At 43.7% G+C, this 14,835-nt stretch carries 13 protein-coding genes; 8 read left to right on the top strand and 5 right to left on the bottom strand.

Annotated features, from left to right (window positions below; all coding sequences use genetic code 11):
* Window positions 1–105: 105 nt before the first annotated feature.
* Window positions 106–867: a CPBP family intramembrane glutamic endopeptidase gene (locus D2U88_RS07675; protein ID WP_235855750.1), complete on the top strand. Its 762-nt coding sequence runs from the start codon at window positions 106–108 to the stop codon at window positions 865–867.
* A gap of 100 nt (window positions 868–967) precedes the next feature.
* On the top strand, window positions 968–4,123 hold the full coding sequence (locus D2U88_RS07670) for a cytochrome c biogenesis protein CcsA (RefSeq protein WP_119639779.1): 3,156 nt from the start codon (window positions 968–970) through the stop codon (window positions 4,121–4,123).
* Here D2U88_RS07670 and D2U88_RS07665 read toward each other — a convergent pair.
* From D2U88_RS07665 to D2U88_RS07650, 4 genes are all read right to left on the bottom strand, one after another.
* Complete coding sequence (locus D2U88_RS07665) at window positions 4,120–5,577, bottom strand: pyridoxal phosphate-dependent decarboxylase family protein (RefSeq protein WP_119639778.1); 1,458 nt, start codon at window positions 5,575–5,577, stop codon at window positions 4,120–4,122. The genes D2U88_RS07670 and D2U88_RS07665 overlap by 4 nt on opposite strands.
* Before the next feature lie 6 nt (window positions 5,578–5,583).
* Window positions 5,584–6,300: an FAD-binding oxidoreductase gene (locus D2U88_RS07660; RefSeq protein ID WP_182859125.1), complete on the bottom strand. Its 717-nt coding sequence runs from the start codon at window positions 6,298–6,300 to the stop codon at window positions 5,584–5,586.
* 80 nt (window positions 6,301–6,380) lie between these two features.
* The gene (locus D2U88_RS07655; RefSeq protein ID WP_072880191.1) at window positions 6,381–6,686 is read right to left on the bottom strand and encodes a hypothetical protein; all 306 of its coding nucleotides are present in this window, start codon (window positions 6,684–6,686) and stop codon (window positions 6,381–6,383) included.
* A gap of 9 nt (window positions 6,687–6,695) precedes the next feature.
* Complete coding sequence (locus D2U88_RS07650; protein WP_119639776.1) at window positions 6,696–7,076, bottom strand: group III truncated hemoglobin; 381 nt, start codon at window positions 7,074–7,076, stop codon at window positions 6,696–6,698.
* Between the two features lie 134 nt (window positions 7,077–7,210).
* On the opposite strand from D2U88_RS07650, the gene D2U88_RS07645 reads away from it, so the two are divergent.
* The 3 genes from D2U88_RS07645 (at window position 7,211) to queD (ending at window position 10,885) form a co-directional block, all read left to right on the top strand.
* Window positions 7,211–7,789 (top strand): 5-formyltetrahydrofolate cyclo-ligase, encoded by a 579-nt coding sequence (locus tag D2U88_RS07645; RefSeq protein ID WP_119639775.1) that lies wholly within the window; start codon window positions 7,211–7,213, stop codon window positions 7,787–7,789.
* A 386-nt stretch (window positions 7,790–8,175) separates the two neighbouring features.
* Entirely contained in the window at window positions 8,176–10,542 is a 2,367-nt protein-coding gene (locus D2U88_RS07640; protein ID WP_119639774.1) for a nitric-oxide reductase large subunit, read from the top strand.
* Complete coding sequence (gene queD / locus D2U88_RS07635) at window positions 10,529–10,885, top strand: 6-carboxytetrahydropterin synthase QueD (protein ID WP_119639773.1); 357 nt, start codon at window positions 10,529–10,531, stop codon at window positions 10,883–10,885. Before D2U88_RS07640 ends, queD begins: the two co-directional genes overlap by 14 nt.
* A 41-nt stretch (window positions 10,886–10,926) precedes the next feature.
* Here the strand turns inward: queD and D2U88_RS07630 are convergent, their stop codons facing one another.
* Window positions 10,927–11,379 (bottom strand): RrF2 family transcriptional regulator, encoded by a 453-nt coding sequence (locus D2U88_RS07630; RefSeq protein ID WP_072880181.1) that lies wholly within the window; start codon window positions 11,377–11,379, stop codon window positions 10,927–10,929.
* A gap of 218 nt (window positions 11,380–11,597) precedes the next feature.
* Between D2U88_RS07630 and nadA the strand changes: the two genes are divergently transcribed.
* The 3 genes from nadA to D2U88_RS07615 are packed head-to-tail and all read left to right on the top strand — an operon-like array spanning window position 11,598 to window position 14,732.
* Window positions 11,598–12,524: a quinolinate synthase NadA gene (gene nadA, locus D2U88_RS07625; RefSeq protein WP_067036096.1), complete on the top strand. Its 927-nt coding sequence runs from the start codon at window positions 11,598–11,600 to the stop codon at window positions 12,522–12,524.
* Between the two features lie 7 nt (window positions 12,525–12,531).
* Window positions 12,532–14,127, top strand: coding sequence for an L-aspartate oxidase (gene nadB / locus D2U88_RS07620; protein WP_119639772.1), 1,596 nt, complete (start codon window positions 12,532–12,534; stop codon window positions 14,125–14,127).
* Window positions 14,124–14,732: a thioredoxin family protein gene (locus D2U88_RS07615; RefSeq protein ID WP_119639771.1), complete on the top strand. Its 609-nt coding sequence runs from the start codon at window positions 14,124–14,126 to the stop codon at window positions 14,730–14,732. Before nadB ends, D2U88_RS07615 begins: the two co-directional genes overlap by 4 nt.
* Window positions 14,733–14,835: the final 103 nt, after the last annotated feature.

The raw sequence follows: 14,835 nt of genomic DNA, 5'->3' as shown, positions 1-14,835 counted from the left end.
GGAATTGGTCTTTGATGCCCTTTTTGTATCCACAAAGGTTAAACTGGACATTTTGTTAAAAAAACGTGACAAATGTACTTGGGATTGAATCACACAGGTAAAATTATGATCATCACCTTTGGAACTTTTTTGCTCTATTGGGTACTTGATGGTTTATATTTTGATGCACTCAGATCCCATTTGGACTTGTATATTGGACAAAGGGGAATAAGCCATATGATGGCATATACCCTTTCAGCTTTGCCCATTCTTTTCGGAGTGTGGCTCGTTCACAGGAAATGGAACTTTACGCGATACTTGGGATTGGATGGAGATCCATTCAAAGCCCTATTGTTTTCAATGGTGGCTACGGCCCCGATGTTCGTTGGTTATTATTTGGCCTTTGATGTGAATACGGAAATCTCAATGGACCAAATATTGATTTCAGTGGTTGCGGCCGGATTTTTTGAAGAGGTTTTTTTTAGGGGATTTTTGTTTGGTCAATTGTACAGGTTCACCAGATTGGGTTTTATTCCCGCAATTTTTTTTGGAGCCCTATGGTTTGGGGGCATACATCTGTACCAAAGCCATGATTTGATCTCGGCACTTGGAATCTTTGGAATTACATTTTTGGGTGCTGTCTTGTTTGGATGGTTGTACATCGAGTGGGACAATAATTTATGGGTGCCCATTTTTTCCCATACCCTTATGAACTTGAGCTGGTTACTTTTTTCGGTGGATGAAAATGCAATGGGAGGTTGGTATGCCAACGTATTTCGGCTCATTTCCATTGTTTTGATGGTCCTTTTGACCATTTATTCCAAAAGCCTTAAGGATAGGTCGATGGAAATTGATCGTTGGACACTTTGGATAAAAAATAATTCTTGATGTATGCTTTACCGAAGAGCGGATATTGTTGCCTGTCACTCGGGATGGTCGAGATACATGTCGATTACTTTATGAATGGTCTTAATCCTAATTACGTATTATGAAAACAATATTCATGAAATTGATTTTCATCCTGGGATCCACTTGGCTCATGGTGATACTTTTTGTTGCACTTGCCCTTGGAATGGGTCTGGGAACATTTATTGAGAATGCACATTCCATTGATGCTGCCCGGATCTATATATACAATTCGTGGTGGTTTGAAACCTTGATGGGGTTGTTTGTGATCAATTTCTTTCTGAACATTAAAAAATTCGGTCTGCACTTAAAGCATAAATGGCCCACCTTGACCATACATTTGGCCCTGGTGGTCATCATTATAGGTGCCTTTATTACCCGGTACCATGGATTCACTGGGCTGATCTCCATCCGTGAAGGGGCGACTTCGGATGAGGTCCTTTCGGATGATGCCTTCTTGGAGGTGGAAATTGAAGCAAGGAAGGGAACCCGAACCTTAAAACAGCATATCGAAAAACAGCAATTGTTGTCCAGTGCGACCCCTAGGCTAAATACGTTTTCAATCGGGACCGTTTTTGACAATAGGGATATTACGATTTCATATAAGGACTTTGTGGAGAATGCCCGATGGAGCTTTAGAAAAGAACCCCAAGGTGCCCTATTTTTAAAGATCGTGGAAACAAAACAAGGCGAAAGACACGACCATTTTATCAAGGAAAATGAACTGTTACATTGTGGGGATATAAGCTATAGCCTCAACAAGCCAGTGGAAGGAGCCTATAACTTTTTGACCCTAAGGGAAGGATCCCTACTTGAGCCACCCTTGACAGGCTCCTTGTTGGAAATGGCCACTGGCAGGAAAACCGAAATCGTAGGCGGGCAGAGGGACACAGTAAAGACCAAAGTGCTCTATGACTTTGGAAAGGTGAAATTCGTTGTACCGGAACCTCCCGCCATGGGAGCATTGGTATTGACCTCGGGTGCCTCCTCAGGGGAAATGGATGGTTCGGATGGATTGATCCTTACCGTGGCCAGCGATACGATACAACGGGAGGTGGTCGTATTGGGTAAAAAAAGAAAAGTCGGGGAACCCACAACGACCATGATTGATGGATTGGGCTATACCATCACCTATGGAAGCAAGGTACATGAATTGCCCTTCCAGCTAAAACTTGATGACTTCATTGCGGAAAGATACCCAGGGACCACCAATAGTTACTCAGCTTTTGAAAGCCGTGTTGAGGTGTTGGATGGCCAAAAGAAACAATCAGCGGAAATTTATATGAACCATGTATTGGACTATAGGGGATATCGTTTTTTTCAATCATCCTTCCACCCCGATGAAAAAGGTACCGTCCTGTCCGTTAACCACGATTTTCTGGGTACCATGGTCACCTATATAGGCTATTTTCTCTTGTATTTTGGACTTTTGGCAATTCTTTTTACCAAAAAATCCCGGTTCGGCCAAGTGGTAAGAAAATTGAAACGGCTCGATGCGATGACCAAATGGGCTGGACCTATCATCCTTCTCCTCGTTTCATTCCAAGGTTATGGCCAGCGTGACATTGATCCTATGGATTCGATGGTCCAAAAAAAATTGGATTCCATTTTATTGCATTATAAAGTTCCGGAATCACATGCCGCAAAGTTCGGCCGCTTGGTCATCCAGGATGCCAACGGGAGGATGAAGCCCATGGACACCTATGCTTCCGAAGTATTGCGAAAAATCAGCAAAGATTACTCATATAAGGAGCTCAATGCGAACCAAACCATATTGTCAATGATACAATTTCCCGAGCTTTGGTTCAATGTTCCATTGATCTACATCAAGAGCGGGAATGACAGCCTAAGGAGCCTCTTGGGGATATCCAGGCAAGCTAAACTTGCCCCATTATCGAAATTCTTCGATAAGGAAGGCGGATACAAGATCAAGAACCAAGTGACACTGGCCTATAAGTCCATGGTGCCCAATCAGTTTGAAAAGGACTTTATCGAGGTGGACCGAAGGGTTAACCTCTTGTACAATACCCTTAGCGGGGAGGGTCTGAGATTGTTTCCGATACCCAATGAATCGAATAATACTTGGACTTCAAATCGCAAGCTGGTCGGACTTGGCTTCCAAAAAAGGGACTCCTTGTTCGTTGCCGGGATACTGCCCCTCTATTTCAATACATTTTCAAAAGAGATCCCCACCGGAAATTTTCAAGAATCCCTCCGTTTGCTGGAACAAATTGAAAAATACCAGTCGAAGTTTGGCCATGAAGTCATTCCCAATGCCTCCAAGATTAATCTGGAAATCCTTTATAATGAGTATGATGTATTCAAGAATCTTTTTTCCTGGTATCTTTCCTTTGGATTATTGTTGCTGATCGCGGCGATTCTCCACCTCTTTAAAGGAAGAGGTCCCTTTGGTGATATGCTTTGGATACCCCGGGTTGGGATCTACCTATGCTTCGCCGCACATACCTTGGGACTGTTGGCCAGATGGTATATTTCGGGACATGCCCCTTGGAGCGATGCCTATGAATCCATCATTTATATCAGTTGGGCCACCATGTTGTTCGGGATTGTCATTGGACGAAAATTTGACCTGGCCTTGGCCGCAACCGCATTTGTAAATGCCATGATTCTTATGGTCGCCCATTGGAACTGGCTCGACCCGGCCATTGCCAATTTACAGCCCGTACTCAATTCCTATTGGCTGATGATACACGTAGCGATCATCGTGGCGAGCTATGGCCCCTTTACACTGGGAATGATCCTTAGCGCACTCAGCCTATTGTTCATGGCCCTGTTGAACAAGAGGAACCATGGCAATCTACGACTGGCCATCAAAAAATTAACACTGCTCACAGAGATAACACTGACCATTGGATTGGTCATGTTGACCATTGGTAACTTTTTAGGGGGGCAATGGGCCAACGAGAGTTGGGGCCGTTACTGGGCCTGGGATCCCAAAGAGACCTGGGCATTGGTCAGTATCATGGTCTATGCATTGATCATCCATATGCGATTGGTCCCTAAATTGAACAATACATGGCTGTTTTCAACTATGGGGGTATTGGGTTTCTATGCCATCCTTATGACCTATTTCGGTGTGAACTTCTACTTGTCAGGACTCCATTCATACGCCCAGGGGGACAATATCGTCACCCCAGGTTTTATTTACTATTCCCTTGGTGTTGTTGGCATTTTGGCAGGGATATCCTATTTCAAACGAAAACGATATCCTGTTTAAGGCATGTTGTCCGTTTCGATCAATGCCCTTTCCAATAAATGCACAAGGAGGTCGATCTCTTTCTTGTGGGTCCTAAAGGACAGTAGGGCGGCACGAAGAACAAACCTATCATGGATCATGGTGGAGGAGAGGAAGATGCGTCCATCCGATACAAGGAACCTTAGAATGGCCCTATTGTGTTCATCATTGTACTGATGGTCATCCGGCCTGGCTTCATACCTGAATGCAATAACGGTAAGTTCTGGTTCACAGAGCACCTTGAAGTTTAGCTGTACCAATTTCCGATAGAGATAATCGGTCAATACCAGTTTCTCCTCCAAATAATCGGAAAATACCTTTGGTCCATAGAGCTTCAGGGGCAACCACATCCGTGGCCCCCTAAAGTGTTTGCTCAGTTCAGGAGAAAGATCGGCAGGGGAGAATTGGTCATTTTGATAGCTATCCTGCATGTAATGCGCCTCCTGTTTAAAGGCCCTTACCAAGTGCTTAAGCTCCTTTACCAAAACAATCCCGGATCCGTAGGGTAGAAAAAGGCCCTTATGGGGATCAAGGATTACGGAATCTGCTTGTTCCAAACCCTTGAGTTTGGCTTTTCCAGTGGTTGTCAGTGCAAAAAAGCCCCCATAGGCAGCGTCCACATGCAACCATATCCCGTATCTTTTGCAAATGGTCCCCAATACTTCAACGGGGTCAATGGCGCCAATATCCGTGGAACCTGCATTGGCTATGACCAAAAATGGGCTCAGCCCCCTTTTGACATCCCTTTCGATCTGTTCCTCCAAATATTGGGTGGATAATCGGAATTGTCCATCCAAAGGAACTTTTTGTAGGACACATTCTTCCAATCCAAGCAAATGTATTGCCTTATAGATACTATGGTGTGTCTGTGGGGAGCAATAGATCACATTTGTACGTACGTTTCGGGAGGAAATACCGTGGTGCTTTTTGGCACAGGACAATGCTGTTAAATTGGCCAAACTTCCCCCAGAGGTCAGATTCCCACCAAACCCTTCCTCGTATCCTATCAATTCCCCGGCCCACTGGATAAGGGCGTTTTCCATTTTTACCGCTCCCGGGGACGCATAGAAGACCCCGGCATACCTGTTGGTCAATGCCGCCAGGTAGTCCCCCAATGCGGAACTGAACAGGCCCCCGCCCGGAATATAGCCCAAATGGCCACCCGAAGCAGGATTCAGCCCAGGATTCAACACCGCTTGATCAAAAAATCTCAATAACTCACCAAGGCTCGAGGTATCTTCCCTGATCCCAAATTCCAATACGAGATTTTCGGGAGTTTCGGAATTCGTATTAAATGCTTTGGTACTTCCCAAAGTATCTATAAAACTATGACCGAATTCCAATATCATTTTTTCCAGTTCCCTCCGCTGTTCCCCATTCTCCTCCAAAAGAGCATTGGGTTTGTTCAGGAAATCTTGTTCTGTTTCTAAAGCCATGGTTCGTCAGGAATTTAAGGGTTTGCCCTGTCCAAACGTATAACCTGTCTGGATCCGTTTTTGGTCAACACCTATTTTCATCAAGTGGGTCATCATATCAAATTCAAAGGACTTGGGCCCACAGATATAAAAGTATTGATCTTTTTTTTGGACAATCGATTGGAGGAACCCAAAATCGATACGTCCTGGAAGTTTTGCGCTTGCCGTTGGGCTGCTCAATCTGGTAATGAAATTATTGCCCAACATCCTTCTCAATCTTTTTTCGAACAGGACATCCTCTTTGCTTTTAGTGGCATAGACCAATAAATGGCTTTCCGTAAACTCTGGACCAAACCTTTGGATATAGTCCAGAATGGGCATAAAGGGAACAATACCTGTCCCGGCGGCAATAAAGTGTCCGTGACCCCTATATTCAAAAGTATCCCAGGGCCGACTGAGCTGGATTACCGCGCCTGGCCTTAATGCGGACAAACGGTAGGTCAAACTGTCCTTGTTTGGCCGGATCTTAATGATGAACTCCAGATATGGGTCATCTTCGGTACTTATGATCGTAAAGGGGGCCACCTCCAATTCACAACCGGGCTGATCGATACTCAGATCAACAGCCTGACCTGGAATAAAATTGAACCCAAAGGGTCTTTGGACCGAAAAGCGGACGACATTGTGGTTGACTTTTTCTTTTTTTACAAGTCTTGTGGTGTAGGGAAAGATGAAACCGTTCATAGTACAAATGGCATGTTGGTTACCAATTGGATTAAAATGTGCGGTCTGGGTTACAAAAAATGAAGATAAGCCGATATGGATCATACCGATTTTGAAAAAATTACTTCATCCGTTCCCATATGGAACGTATCCTGTTTTAGGGTGGAAAGGAGATAAGTGATGATATCCTTTTTTGAAAAGGTCGATTTATATTCAAAACGGACAGCGCCACTGTTGGCAAAGCATAGGTTATGTTCATTGTTGCCATCCGACATATATGGGATGTCATAAAACTGGGCCAAACGTTTTACAAATTCCATTTTTATATCCAAGGACAGGAGTTCGTCCCTTGAGTACATAGATCGGTTGGCGGTATTCCCGAAAATTTCTGAAAGTTTGACCTTCATGAGTCCTTGTTATTCAATATGCTTAAAATATTCAATCTTCAATTGGAACATCTCCGCCATCTTTTCCGCCCGAAACTTGGCCTCAGTGGCTTTTTCACCGGTAAAGTTCTCATCCACCGTTTCCATAAAGAGCTGCTTCCATCGGTCAAAATGTGTTCCTTGGACCGGTAGTTTGATATGAGGGGCTAGGGGACTACCATAATAGGTGTGTTCACCCAATAGCACTGTTTGCCAAAAACAATACATTTTTTCCAAATGTGCAGGCCAATTGTCTTGGATCACTCCATTGAAAATATCCGACAATATATCATCCTTGCGAACCTTGCCATAGAAGATATCCACCAATTGTCGTACTTCCCCAAGGGTTGCGATTTCCTTTTTTTGTCCCATCTTTTACATTACAATAACCATACACCAAGTTCCACTTACCCTTTTTGGATCTTTATCTGAGCAGGACTTGAAATTGGTGTAAAGATACGTAGAATTGAAAAATAACGGATATTTTTGTCCGAAATATTGTTGGTATGAATACCCCTATCAAAACACAAAAAAAGGAAATTAGGAAACGGATGCTGCATCAGCGCGACCTTATGTCCATGACCACCAAGACCCTCTATGATCGATATGTCTGTAAGACCTTATGGCAACTTATGGAACAGCAGGGATGCCAAACGGTCCACACCTATCTGCCCATGGGTTCCGAAATTGATATTTTTCCATTTATCGAACAATGTCTGGCCCATAAAAAAACTGTAATTTCTCCCCAGTCCTTACCCAAAAGGAGTTTCAAAAATTTAGTGCTTACCTCCCTACAGGATTTGGAACCTGGTATTTTTGGAACTGTTCATCCGGCAGGGGAAAGGGTTTTTGAAGGGACTTATGATCTGGTCGTGGTCCCTGGGCTGGCCTGTGATGGAAATCGATATCGGTTGGGGTATGGGGCAGGCTATTATGACACTTTTTTGGCGAACTTGAACACGTCCTTTAAAATTGGATTGTTTTATCCTTTCCAAAAAATGGACCAGTTACCGAAAGAGCCCCATGATGTTCGATTGGACGAAGTATTGTGCGACATAAACTTTGGAGATGATACCGGTAAGTGAACTTCATGTACGAGTAGGAGTGGCTTGATTATAGGATTAATAGGAAATTCACTCTTTTGGCATTAGCAAAGGGACTTGAGGTTCCACCCCAATAGCCTTAATGGAATTTGATGGTGGATAGGGGAGATTTTGGAATTGCCAATTGATTCAGTATGGTGTTTCAATCCCTAACTGAATCTGTTTTATCAAACTTTTTTGACCATTAAGGGAACCTATTTAACAAGGTGATCACAATAATAAAATATAAAAAGGTCATTTTATATTTATTATTTACATTTGCTTTATTCCGATCTAATGGATGTAGGTCTTGAGCCGCTCTTATGAACAGCGGGAGAAGAAACTCAAGATTATATAACTAACTAACAAAAACTTTAAGTGCGTCAAAAATGGGGAACAAAGGGACTATTTCAGGCAAAAGGGGTTTTAAAAAGAATATTGATTATTGGATGGATACCAAAAATTGGTGGGCCCCATTGTTGTTCATATTGATCATAAGCCTGGCCGGTGTCGGTTTGATCGGGTTTCAAACATACAATGATGCACCACCTATGACCGGATTCCAGACCTCGGATGGTACGGTACTGATCAGTAAGGGGAATATAGAGGAAGGTCAAATCGTCTTCCATAAGTATGCCCTTATGGAATATGGCTCATTCTTTGGGGACGGGGCGCAAAGAGGTCCCGATTTTACTGCAGAGACCCTTCATCAGATAACCATACATGTCAATGAATACTATCAGGAGCAATATAAGGTGGAGCATGGTCGCCCAGCTGATCCCAATGAGCAGAAAGTGATTGCCGAAAAGGTGAAACAAGAGCTCAAGAAGAATGGTTATGACGGTACCGAGGATATCGTGGTATTGAATGATGCGTACGTATACGCACTGGAAAAGGTCAGGAATTATTATCTACATGTTTTCATGGGGATCTCCGGTGAGAACACTTTTCCTTTGAAGAATTATCTCACCGATAGATCGGAGATCCTCAATCTTTCCGATTTCTTCTTTTGGGGAGCATGGGTCTGTGTCACCGAAAGACCGGAAAAAAATTTTAGCTATACACATAATTGGCCTTATGATCCTGAAGCAGGCAACACCCCAACCTCTCCAGTGGTGCTGTGGAGCGTACTTGGGCTTTTGGCCTTTGTGCTACTTTGTGGTATTGTGCTGTACTTCATAGGACAGTACAATCAGTTGTCGAACAAATTTTTCAAACCATCGTCCAAAGAATTACTGACCGCTGGAAGTGTTCGGGATTTTGTGCCAACAAAAACCCAAAAAGCGTCCTATAAATTCTTCTTTGTGGCGATTGTATTGTTTTTTGTACAGGTTTCAAGTGGTTTTGTCACCATCAATGAATTTGTGGATTATCTTGGATTTTTTGGTGTTGATCTCTCCGAATCCTTTCCTATTACGGTTTCCAGAAGTTGGCATCTGATGCTTTCTTTATATTGGATATCGACCTGTTGGATTGCCTCATCCATTTTCATCCTTCCGATTTTGGCCAAAAAAGAGGTGAAATTTCAACTTCAACTGATCAACATACTATTTATTCTTTTGGTTGTCCTGGTTGCAGGTTCCTTGACAGGTATGGTCTTGGGCCCAATGGGACTTTTGGGGGATTGGTGGCACGCTTTGGGGCATCAAGGATGGGAATTTGTTGATTTTGGACAGGCTTTTCAGGTTTTGCTCATGCTTATCTTTGTACTCTGGGGCATTGTGGTCTTCCGCGGAATCAGGCCCGCCTTTGTCAGGGGTATGCCTTGGAACCTTCCCAATTGGATCATGTATTCCATAATCGGGATTCCCCTGCTGTTTATCTCCGGTTTTGTGGCTAGGCCGGAAACCAATTTTGTTATTGCCGATTTTTGGAGGTGGATGGTGGTGCATATGTGGGTAGAGGCATTTTTTGAAGTGTTCATTACCGTTATAGTGAGCTATCTCATGGTATTGATGGGACTTGTGAGTAGGAATGCGGCCATAAGGGTCATCTACTTTGCCACTATCCTATTTTTGGGCACTGGCCTGTTGGGGATTTCACACAATTTCTATTGGAATGCCAAACCAGTGGCGACAATGGCCTTGGGCAGTATATTTTCCACATTACAATTTGTACCCCTTATTCTCTTGACCGTGGAAGCTTGGCGGTTCAAGAATATGCCCAGAATTGCCCTTGAGGGCATCAAACCAAGTGAATTGGGTGATTTCGGGTTCCCCGAGGTGTTTTTGTTTTTGATCGCCGTGAACTTTTGGAACTTCTTTGGGGCAGGGGTATTGGGAATCATCATCAATTTACCCATCATGAACTACTACGAGCATGGTACCTATCTAACCGTAAACCATGCCCATGCCGCCTTGATGGGAGTATATGGGAACATTTCCCTGGCCGCCATGCTATTTGCCACAAAGTTGTTGCTTAAACCCAAAAAATGGAATAAAAAACTGGTAAAAGTTTCGTTTTGGTCCATCAATTTGGGTTTGATGCTCATGGTCCTACTGGACCTTCTTCCTGCAGGTACGATCCAATTTAAGGCCGTGGTTGAAAATGGGCTTTGGTTTGCCCGCTCCGATGCGTTCATTGGTGGAGGGGTGTTTCAATCCCTGACATGGTTACGGGGTATTGGTGCCTGTATATTTCTTTTTGGAGGGGTTGTTCCTTTAATGCTGTTCATTGTATCAAGGGCAGTATCCCTAAAACGTACGGCACATACCGATAGCAGTTTGGCAAAAATAGCAAGACATGATACTATTTAAACAATTCAAGTTTGATTCGGCCCATTTTTTGCCGAATGTTCCCAAGGGACATAAATGTAGGGGCCTTCATGGCCATACCTACCAGTTGACATTGTATTTTGAAGGGAAGATAGATGAAAAACTGGGATGGATCATGGATTTCTCTGAGATCAAGAGAGCGGTCGACCCGATTATTGAGTGTATTGACCATAAGTTGTTGAATGAGGTAGAGGGACTTGAAAACCCTACATGTGAGCTGATTGCAATTTGGTTGTGGGACAAGATCAGGTTAAAGATTCCACAGCTCAGCAGAATCAAGTTGTTTGAAACCCCTACATCGGGTGTCATTTTTGAAGGGGAATAAATCGTTGTCAAAAATTTGGATATTGAATTTCCCGTCCAACGTCATATTGATAGATCGATTCCCTTTAGGGAAATGATCGTACCGTTCTGTTCGATTTCCGTTACGAGAACAGCTATGGACTTATCCTTGAAACTGCTGAGGATTTCTTCCTTGAACGGAGAAACGATATGGTGTACGGGACAGGGGTTTTCATTATTGCACTTGGAAAGTCCCAAAAAACAGTCATCAAATTTGTATTCCCCATCTATACTGGAAACAACCTCCCAAAGCGTATTTTCCATATTTTTTTGGTCCAAGAAAAAGCCACCTCCCGGGCCCTTACTTGAAGAAACCAATTTGTTCGTGGTCAGTTTGCGGAGCAGTTGCGCCAAAAATGGTTGTGGTACTTCCAGCTCCTCTGCAATTATTTTTGCACCTAACTTATTGTTTACGTTACCATGGATGGCTAAATAAACTACTGCACGAATTGCATATTTGCAAGCATTTGACAACATAGGATTCCCATATTTGAAGTATTCAAAGATAATAAAAAGATAATTTTATCTTTAATTATGATTTTTATCATTTTTTGTGACAGTCAACGCATCTAGTTTCGCTCCACCAAATCCCTGCCACAATGTGCCCTTGCCACAAAATTCAGTAAAAAGGGAACGGATCATGAAATAACTAAACTATGAAAGGTGGACAACAAATGAATTTTTTTATGCCAGGAATGGACCTTCAACATGAAATCCTAAGGCTCAAAAAAGAAAAAAATGCCATTATACTTTCCCATTACTATCAACGTCCAGAAATCCAAGAAGTCGCCGATCATGTCGGAGATAGCTTGGCACTTTCACAAGCTGCCGCCCAGACCGATGCAGACATCATTGTATTTGCAGGAGTGTATTTCATGGCAGAAACGGCCAAGATCTTAAATCCGACAAAAAAGGTGCTGTTGCCCGACCTGAATGCAGGTTGTTCGTTGGCTGATTCCTGTCCGATAGCTGATTTTGAACCCTTTGTGAAGGCCCATCCGGAACATTTTGTAGTGACCTATATCAACTGCTCGGCAGAAATCAAGGCCTTGAGCGACTATGTATGTACTTCGTCCAATGCGCTACAAGTCATTTCGGATATTCCTGAGACCGCTCCCATTATTTTTGCACCGGACAAAAATTTGGGTAACTATCTAATTGGGAAAACAGGTAGGGATATGTTACTTTGGGAGGGTAGTTGTCTTGTCCATGAAGCTTTTTGTATCGATAAATTGCTAGATCTGTGCAAGGAACATCCTGATGCAATGATCATTGCCCACCCTGAATCGGAGGAACATATTTTAAGGACCGCAAGCTTCATCGGTTCCACCTCTGGCATGATAACCTATGTGAAACGGCATCCCAATAAAAAATATATAGTTGCCACGGAGGTCGGTATCCTTCATGAAATGCAAAAGGAAGTTCCGGACACCATACTGCTCCCGGCCCCGGTAGTGGAAGATAACAGTTGTGCCTGCAGTGAATGTGCCTTCATGAAGTCAAACACCCTTCTAAAAACATACCGTTGTCTTAGGGATGAAACCCCCGAAATAGAAGTTTCACGGGCCATTGCGGAAAAAGCGTGGGTTCCCATTGAGCGAATGTTGAAACTTTCCAAATAGGACAGAAATGGTTTCAGTGGATTATCTAGTGATCGGTTCGGGAATTGCCGGACTTTCCTTTGCCCTTAAGATGGCGCATAAATGTCCAGATCGGACCGTCTTTATCGTTTCCAAGGCCGATGAAGACGAATCCAATACCAAATATGCCCAAGGTGGTGTTGCATCCGTTTCTGATTTAGGGGAGGACTCCTATCAAAAGCATATATCCGACACCTTGATCGCGGGAGACGGTCTTTGTGATGCGGCCATAGTGGAGATGGTTGTCAAGGAAGGCCCGGAACGGGTAAGGGAACTGATGTCCTGGGGGGTCCGTTTTGATACGGGCAAGAATGGTCGGTTGGCGTTGGGTCGTGAAGGAGGCCATTCGGTGCATCGTATCCTACACCACAAGGACAATACGGGGTATGAGATTGAACAGGCCCTTCTGAATCAGGTGCGTCAGCGACCCAACATCAGAATTTTTCAACACCATTTTGCCATAGACCTCATTACGGAACACCAACTCCGTGGGGCCAATCCGGTCCCAACGACATGTTATGGGGCCTATGTACTAGACCAAAAATCCGGTATTGTGGAAACTTTCCGCGCAGAGTACACTGTCTTGGCCACAGGAGGAGTGGGCATGGTCTATGGCCACACTACAAATCCTATCATTGCCACTGGCGATGGCATTGCCATGGCGTATCGGGCAGGGGCACAGATCCAGGATATGGAGTTTGTCCAATTTCATCCCACGGTTCTCTACGATGGTAAGGCAGGCCGGTCATTTTTGATTTCAGAGGCTGTGAGGGGCTTCGGAGCATATTTAAGAAACAAAAAAGGACATAGATTTATGACGGACTACGACACTAGGGCTGAACTGGCACCCCGTGATATCGTTTCCCGATGCATTGACCAAGAGTTGAAAAAATTTGGGGACCCTTGCGTTTTTCTCGATTGTACACACCTTGATATAAAAGCTTTCAAGGCACATTTCCCCAACATTTATGACGAATGCCGGACTAGACATATCACTATTGAAACGGATTGGATTCCCATTGTCCCAGCAGCGCATTACCTCTGTGGAGGAATTGTCGTGGATCCAAACGGAAGAACAACCATAAATAACCTATTCGCCTGTGGGGAATGCTCGCGGACAGGTTTGCATGGCGCCAATAGATTGGCATCCAACTCTTTATTGGAAGCTCTGGTATATGCCCACAATATTTTTGAGTATTTGGAACACCAAGAAAGATTCCCGGAATCCCTTACCATACCCCAATGGGACGATACGGGAACACGGTTTGCCAAGGAAAACATCCTTATCAAACACAACACGGCCCATTTACAGGCACTTATGCAAGATTATGTGGGGATTGTACGAAGTACCGACCGTTTGCATAAAGCCATCAAACATCTGGATGTGATATATAGTGAAATTGAGGTACTATACCGAACCATGAAAGTGGACGTGGGTATTTGTGAATTGCGAAATATGATCAATGTGGCACATCTTATCATCGGGCAGTGCTTGAAAAGAAAAGAAAATATAGGTGGGTTCTACAACATTGATCTTGAACCTATAAAAAATAGTCAATACCTAAAAAATACAGACGGCCTATGACAAAGCAGGTACATCATTTGGTTCAAGAAGGTATCCGCAAGGGGATGGACTACGCCGGGTACATTTCAATGATAAACGACCTTGTCGCTAAAGGTAAAGCGACAGGAACCGAGCAAAGCGAAGAAAGGATTGCCAACACAAAATTAAATGCCCATAGATTACGAAGGATCGAAAAAACAATCACCATTCCAGATGAAAGACTTGATGTGTTCCGCAAGCTCCCAGAAAAGCAAGTTTGGCTGGTATTGCTGGAAAGTTGGTGCTCGGATGGGGCACAGGCCATACCCCTTCTTCATAAGATTGCCAAGGCATCCTCGAAAATTGAACTACGATTGGTGTTAAGGGATGAAAATCCACGGCTCATGGACTGTTTTTTGACCAACGGGACCCGTTCCATTCCCAAGCTGATTGTCACCAATAGTGCCGGAACGGTAATACAGGAGTGGGGACCAAGGCCGAAAACGGCTTCCAAAATGGTAGCGGAATATAAAGAACGAAACGGAAAAGTGGACGACAACCTCAAAAAGGAGCTACAGATGTGGTATCATAGGGATAGGGGCAATACCATGTTGGATGAACTTATAGAAATGGTTCATCCCCATTGATATGGGTTTCTTGGTTTAGGAAAATATAATATCCACCCCTCCATAAAAGAAGGTAAGAGGTTTCACCCAGACCATGTTCATGGACTGAAAAGCTCATGTGATA

This window comes from Flagellimonas aequoris (assembly GCF_003584165.1).
In the GTDB taxonomy this organism is placed as follows: Bacteria; Bacteroidota; Bacteroidia; order Flavobacteriales; family Flavobacteriaceae; genus Flagellimonas; species Flagellimonas aequoris.
Note: the sequence above shows the minus strand (reverse complement) of the source record. Positions and strands in the feature narration are given on the sequence as shown.

What these genes read in the sequence shown, in the direction of transcription:
- D2U88_RS07630 (WP_072880181.1), bottom strand. Translation starts at nt 11,379, where the DNA reads ATGTTGTCAAATGCTTGCAAATATGCAATTCGTGCAGTAGTTTATTTA.
- D2U88_RS07650 (WP_119639776.1), bottom strand. Translation starts at nt 7,076, where the DNA reads ATGGGACAAAAAAAGGAAATCGCAACCCTTGGGGAAGTACGACAATTG.
- D2U88_RS07655 (WP_072880191.1), bottom strand. Translation starts at nt 6,686, where the DNA reads ATGAAGGTCAAACTTTCAGAAATTTTCGGGAATACCGCCAACCGATCT.
- D2U88_RS07640 (WP_119639774.1), top strand. Translation starts at nt 8,176, where the DNA reads ATGGGGAACAAAGGGACTATTTCAGGCAAAAGGGGTTTTAAAAAGAAT.
- D2U88_RS07645 (WP_119639775.1), top strand. Translation starts at nt 7,211, where the DNA reads ATGAATACCCCTATCAAAACACAAAAAAAGGAAATTAGGAAACGGATG.
- nadB (WP_119639772.1), top strand. Translation starts at nt 12,532, where the DNA reads ATGGTTTCAGTGGATTATCTAGTGATCGGTTCGGGAATTGCCGGACTT.
- queD (WP_119639773.1), top strand. Translation starts at nt 10,529, where the DNA reads ATGATACTATTTAAACAATTCAAGTTTGATTCGGCCCATTTTTTGCCG.
- D2U88_RS07670 (WP_119639779.1), top strand. Translation starts at nt 968, where the DNA reads ATGAAAACAATATTCATGAAATTGATTTTCATCCTGGGATCCACTTGG.
- D2U88_RS07665 (WP_119639778.1), bottom strand. Translation starts at nt 5,577, where the DNA reads ATGGCTTTAGAAACAGAACAAGATTTCCTGAACAAACCCAATGCTCTT.
- D2U88_RS07675 (WP_235855750.1), top strand. Translation starts at nt 106, where the DNA reads ATGATCATCACCTTTGGAACTTTTTTGCTCTATTGGGTACTTGATGGT.
- D2U88_RS07615 (WP_119639771.1), top strand. Translation starts at nt 14,124, where the DNA reads ATGACAAAGCAGGTACATCATTTGGTTCAAGAAGGTATCCGCAAGGGG.
- nadA (WP_067036096.1), top strand. Translation starts at nt 11,598, where the DNA reads ATGGACCTTCAACATGAAATCCTAAGGCTCAAAAAAGAAAAAAATGCC.
- D2U88_RS07660 (WP_182859125.1), bottom strand. Translation starts at nt 6,300, where the DNA reads ATGAACGGTTTCATCTTTCCCTACACCACAAGACTTGTAAAAAAAGAA.